Source organism: Hyphomonas sp. (genome assembly GCF_041689225.1).
Classification (GTDB): Bacteria; Pseudomonadota; Alphaproteobacteria; order Caulobacterales; family Hyphomonadaceae; genus Hyphomonas.
This window is the reverse complement of the sequence record NZ_JBDNGN010000068.1, coordinates 1-4,707: the sequence shown is the minus strand read 5'-3', so window position 1 is coordinate 4,707 and position 4,707 is coordinate 1. Positions and strand designations below refer to the sequence as shown.

The 4,707-nt window shown below is 57.4% G+C and carries 5 protein-coding genes; 3 read left to right on the top strand and 2 right to left on the bottom strand.

Going from position 1 to position 4,707, the window contains the following annotated elements; all coding sequences use genetic code 11:
- The 3 genes from ACESNB_RS06055 to ACESNB_RS06045 all read left to right on the top strand — a co-directional run.
- On the top strand, positions 1–529 hold a 529-nt coding region (locus tag ACESNB_RS06055), incomplete at its 5' end, for a carboxymuconolactone decarboxylase family protein (RefSeq protein WP_373005343.1).
- Positions 526–1,176, top strand: coding sequence for a carboxymuconolactone decarboxylase family protein (locus tag ACESNB_RS06050; protein WP_373005340.1), 651 nt, complete (start codon positions 526–528; stop codon positions 1,174–1,176). The genes ACESNB_RS06055 and ACESNB_RS06050, both read left to right, overlap by 4 nt.
- An 89-nt stretch (positions 1,177–1,265) precedes the next feature.
- Complete coding sequence (locus tag ACESNB_RS06045; protein WP_373005337.1) at positions 1,266–1,820, top strand: TetR/AcrR family transcriptional regulator; 555 nt, start codon at positions 1,266–1,268, stop codon at positions 1,818–1,820.
- A gap of 1,105 nt (positions 1,821–2,925) precedes the next feature.
- On the opposite strand, the gene ACESNB_RS06040 is transcribed toward ACESNB_RS06045, so the two are convergent.
- Both ACESNB_RS06040 and ACESNB_RS06035 read right to left on the bottom strand, forming a co-directional pair.
- The gene (locus ACESNB_RS06040; RefSeq protein ID WP_373005334.1) at positions 2,926–3,696 is read right to left on the bottom strand and encodes a nucleotidyl transferase AbiEii/AbiGii toxin family protein; all 771 of its coding nucleotides are present in this window, start codon (positions 3,694–3,696) and stop codon (positions 2,926–2,928) included.
- Complete coding sequence (locus tag ACESNB_RS06035) at positions 3,689–4,309, bottom strand: type IV toxin-antitoxin system AbiEi family antitoxin domain-containing protein (RefSeq protein ID WP_373005331.1); 621 nt, start codon at positions 4,307–4,309, stop codon at positions 3,689–3,691. The genes ACESNB_RS06040 and ACESNB_RS06035 overlap by 8 nt, the downstream gene beginning before the upstream one ends.
- Between the last annotated feature and the right edge of the window lie 398 nt (positions 4,310–4,707).

The window sequence follows — 4,707 nt, the reverse complement described above, 5'->3', positions numbered from 1 at the left end:
CGCGCATCTGAGCGATCTGTTCAAACGATTCCCCAGGGGCGTCGAGCCACTGCTCGCGTTCCACGACTCTGTCCTGCGAAGCGATAGCGAGCTGTCAATTGGCGAACGGGAGCTGTTAGCAGCCTGGGTCTCAGGCCTTAATCAGTGCAAGTTCTGCTATGGCGCACACAAGCTCATGGCGCACGCGTGCGATGTTGATCCGGCACTGATCGACATGTTGTTTGAGCGATTTGACGAGGCCCCGCTTCCAGCCCGATTCCTGAAATTGCTCCGGTTCCTCGAAAAGTTGACCCTGACACCGTCACTTGTGCACCGTAGCGATGTCGCGGGACTGTTGAAGGCCGGCTGGTCAGAAGAAGCGATCCACGATGCCGCGCTTGTTTGCGGGCTGTATGCATTCATGAACCGGGTGGTCGATGCCGCCGGTATTCTTCCGGGAAAAGAATACGCCGACCCGTCGCCTGAAGCAATCGAACGCCGCAGGAGCGGGTCGTACCTGTCCTGGGGACGGGATGCAGGTATCACTTGAACGCCAGTTCGGAACGATTCATTGTAGTTGTTCTTGATCGGGCAGTACAGAATACCCAGCTAGAAGGGCCTCAAGGAGAAAAATCCATGGCACTATTTGATTTGCATACCATCGACACGGCGCCTGAAGCCGCAAGGCCACTTCTGGAAGAATCCGCCAAAGCCTTCGGGAGAATCCCCAACCTGCATGCCGTCATGGCCGAGAGCCCGGAGCATCTTGAAGCCTACAAGAACCTGCATGCATTGTTCGAGCGGTCAGATCTGAGCAAGGTTGAGCGCAATGTGGTCTGGCTTACGATCAATGTTGAAAACGCCTGCCACTATTGTGTGCCAGCCCATACCGCAATCGCCATGATGCAAGGGGTCGACGAAGCGACGATCAATGCATTGCGTGCCGGTGATGCGCTGGATGACCCCAAACTGGAGGCCTTGCGTCAATTCACGCTGGCGATTGTTCGCCAGCGGGGCGTGTTGGATACGCAGCAGGTGAGCACGTTCCTGGAGGCAGGTTATGCGAGGCGGCATGTGCTGGATGTGCTAATCGGGGTCGCTCAGAAGACCCTGTCGAATTATGTGAATCACATAGCCGATACGCCTGTTGACCCGGCTTTTGCCCGTTTTGCCTGGGTGAACCCTGTCGCGGGCTAGGGGCGCAGAGGCCGCCAGAATCCGGAAAAAGTGAGAAACGTCTGCAGCGGTCCCTTGCCGAAGGCTGCTGCAGACGACATTTAGGACGCATGGCAGGAAGACCTCGCAGCTTTGACAGAGATCTGGCGCTGGACGCGTTCGTCGACGTGTTCTGGACCCACGGATATAATGGCGCCGACGTTGACAAATTGCAGCAATCTGCCGGCATCCAGCGTGGCAGCTTCTATGCCGCCTTCAGGGACAAGCCGACCGCCTTCCTCGACGCACTCCGCCGCTATATGCAATACACGCTTCTTCCCCGGCTGGACATGCTTGAGGGCGAGGCTGGCCAGCGACGCGAGCTTGTGGAATTTCTCGAAGCTGTTGGCGCATTTGTCGCAAAGCAGGGAAATCGGGGGTGTATGCTGTCCGAGGCGCTCGTCCAGTCGTCCCAGTTCGACCCGGCCTTGCGCCGGCAGGTCCGGCGTATCCGTTCTGATTTGTTGCGCAAACTGAAAAGGTTGAGCGGTGGTGACGAGGCGTTGGCATCTTTCGCCTTGGGATCCGCACTCGGATTTCACGCGCTCGCCAGATCGGGCGCGTCGAAAAAGCAGATCCTTGCTGCCTCGAGTTTGGCCGCGAAGGCGATCGGGCAGCGTCGCTGAGGTGACTTATGCACTCTTGAGGTGTTGATTTCCACGCCAGCTCCTCACGTCAGTGCTTGGCCCGCGCAATTGGCACTTTCATCGGCGGCGGTGCGCTGGCGCGCAACGACTTGGTTACGGGGGCGTGTCCCAGCAAATAGTGTAACTCGTCGTTGGACCTTCGGAACTGGTCGGATCGAGCAGATCAGCATGCCTCGGCTGCGCGCGGGCTTTACTGGACTATCGTCGCGCTCCGCAAAGAGAACGGTCAGACGAGTTTGCCGGACTGGATCGCAAGCAGAATTCGACTATGTTCAGGGCGTGGATCGGAATCGCGTCAACTGCAACGGCGAGCCTTGCGGGCATGATTAAATTCGCCTACGGAACGAACTTACCGGAATAAGCGACGGAATTTTTCCACAGGTTTTTCGCAATTCATTGAATCAAAACAGAATTTTCGGTTATTTCATCATCGAGTGGGAATGAGGCGCATTTGGAAGAATATAGTCTCTGAGAATTTTCTCAGGGACCCATCCGTCGCGCTGTCGCGAAAGACTGGCCGGGAGTGACCAGTACGGCCATAGTTGAGGACGCATTGCGCAGCTGGTTCGATCCGTAAGTGCGCTTGGTCCTTGAAAACTACTTTTGGTTCGTAAGGATACATTCGATCAGCGCCAGTCGGAAATCGAGCGCAACGTCTCGTGCACGTTTGGGAGCCTTGCCCATTATGTCTTCTACTGGCTGACGGGACCTAGCCCATTGCGGAAAGCGAACGCGATGCGGCGCACGCACTCGGCCAGAGGCGCTTTAATCACTTCATCCAGCAGGTGACGAAGTAGCTTGGGAATGAGCGAGGGGTGGCGGCAAGGCTCGAAGGAGCGGATAAACAGACGCGGCGGGCTTCGTGACCCGCAGCAGACTGAAAACATGTCTGAAACTCCGCACGTAGCGCGGAGGCTCCAACACGAGTTGGCGCGTGTGCGGTCGGGTAACATACCGCAAGGCACTCAAGACACCGCTTGGGGTGCTGAAATCAGTTGGGTTCTCGTCCGTTAAGCACTGCGCGCAGGTAGGTCCAGATGTCGGCCACGACCGAGCACAGAGGAGTGTCTTTGAGTTCCGTGCCTTACGCGTAGGTTAGCCATTGTCTGGCCTTTGCTGGATCGTCCGCGAATGACGCGGAGAGTCCTGGCGGCATTTCGGTCGGTACTGGTGTATCCCGGCGCTCGAAGGTTGCCGTTATGGCGGCACACAGGTCGCGCGGGTCGATGCTGGTGGATTTCGGGATGGCCCAGAGGTCGTAGAAATCCTTCATGCGGCCATTGATGAGCCCGAGCGCTACGACCGCCTGGAACTTCTCCGCCATGACGGTTGCGGGCGAATAGGGACGAATCCTCGCCGGTTCGAAATCCAGAAGTGACCTGTATTTGATCTCATAGTGCGGATCAGGCAGGGCGTCGCCGAAGCCGAGGTCGATCGTGATCGGAATTTCCGTCCTGCCGAGATGGGCCACGGTCTTAAGGCGTTTGCCGCCATAGACCTGATCCTCGCGAATGTCGGTTGCCGTGATTTCGTCGATCCCAAACACCAGACCATCTTCGGCATCAAGCGATAGGATTTCCGCAAATATCGAGGAGAGCGTTTCGTTGTCTGCTTCGCCGAAAGCCAGGAAGTCGACATCGCGTGTGAAGCGACCGGGATCGATGGTCCAGAGCGTGACGAGCATGCCGCCCTTTAGAACGAACTTGTCCCGGTGCGCCGATTTCGACAGGCGGTAGATCAGTCGCTCCAGACCGAATGCAACGAGAATGGTCTGGAAATAACGCCCATTCTCTCGGGCAAGGTTGAGAAGACGCTGGCGGATGGACGCGGCGATGTTGGCGGGTAGTTTAGCCATTCGAGGTCAGCGCCTCCAGATAGGGGCGGATGATTTTGCCCGCGCCATAATCCGTTGCCGCCTGCATGAGGTCTGCTGGCCTGGCCTTGCGCTGGTCGAGCGCGGATCTCAGCGCTTCGATGGCAACCGACCGGTCGACCAGTTTGGGATTTCGAAACGCGTCCGCGATGGATTTCTCCACCGAATAGATGCGGACCTGCGTTGCGCCGATCCGATGCGTCTCGACACCCTTCGAAAAGTAGGGCTCACGAAATCTGACGACACGTACTGGCGGATAGGTGATCAAGGGTTCCCAGTCCTTTGCACCGATCGCGAACCAGACCTTGCGTGGCAGCTGATCGGTCAGGCCATGAAAGGCAAGCGCTGACACAAGGCAGATGACGGACTTGGGCGCGCGCTTGGCGACTTCCGCCAGATTTGTGTTCAGGTCCGTTTCGGCATCGGCTGCCCGATACAGCCCCCGACCGATCCGCATGACGCCGCCGTCCGCGACCGCGCGGGAGATCGCCGTAGCGCTGACGCCGATCTGCCGAAGCTCGAAGGCGCGGGCTATGTCATGCTTGCGAAGATAGGCGAGGAGCCGGGCCTGCTGGGTGGCTGGCGGTGACGACATATGTTTCAAACTCTCGGACGGAATGGATTACTGTCCGATGATATGTAACATACAGCAAGGCAATCGTCGAGTTTTAGGAGGCGCGCCTTGAGGATATGAAGGCAGCGAGCCCCCCCTTTGAAGCCTGCCGGAAAGGTATGCCTCCAATTCTGCCTAAGGGGTAAAACTGATTCTAAAATAGGTTCGACGCGATAATCAGGGCTCGAACTTGAAGCCGTGCAGTGGGAAGTCTCTTATTGCTTGAGTATATCAACCCTTCAGGAAATTGACGGCTTACCGAGTCTTCCAAATATGTTTCAGCTTCAACCCGTGAGCAATGACGAGCCTGCGCTCGAAGGCGCGCCAATGATCGGCGCGGCGCAGAAGCTGCTCGCATACCTCTTTGAGCATGAAACAAT

Excerpts from the sequence above, each read along its gene's own strand:
- ACESNB_RS06040 (WP_373005334.1), bottom strand. The coding sequence starts at position 3,696 with ATGGCTAAACTACCCGCCAACATCGCCGCGTCCATCCGCCAGCGTCTT.
- ACESNB_RS06045 (WP_373005337.1), top strand. The coding sequence starts at position 1,266 with ATGGCAGGAAGACCTCGCAGCTTTGACAGAGATCTGGCGCTGGACGCG.
- ACESNB_RS06035 (WP_373005331.1), bottom strand. The coding sequence starts at position 4,309 with ATGTCGTCACCGCCAGCCACCCAGCAGGCCCGGCTCCTCGCCTATCTT.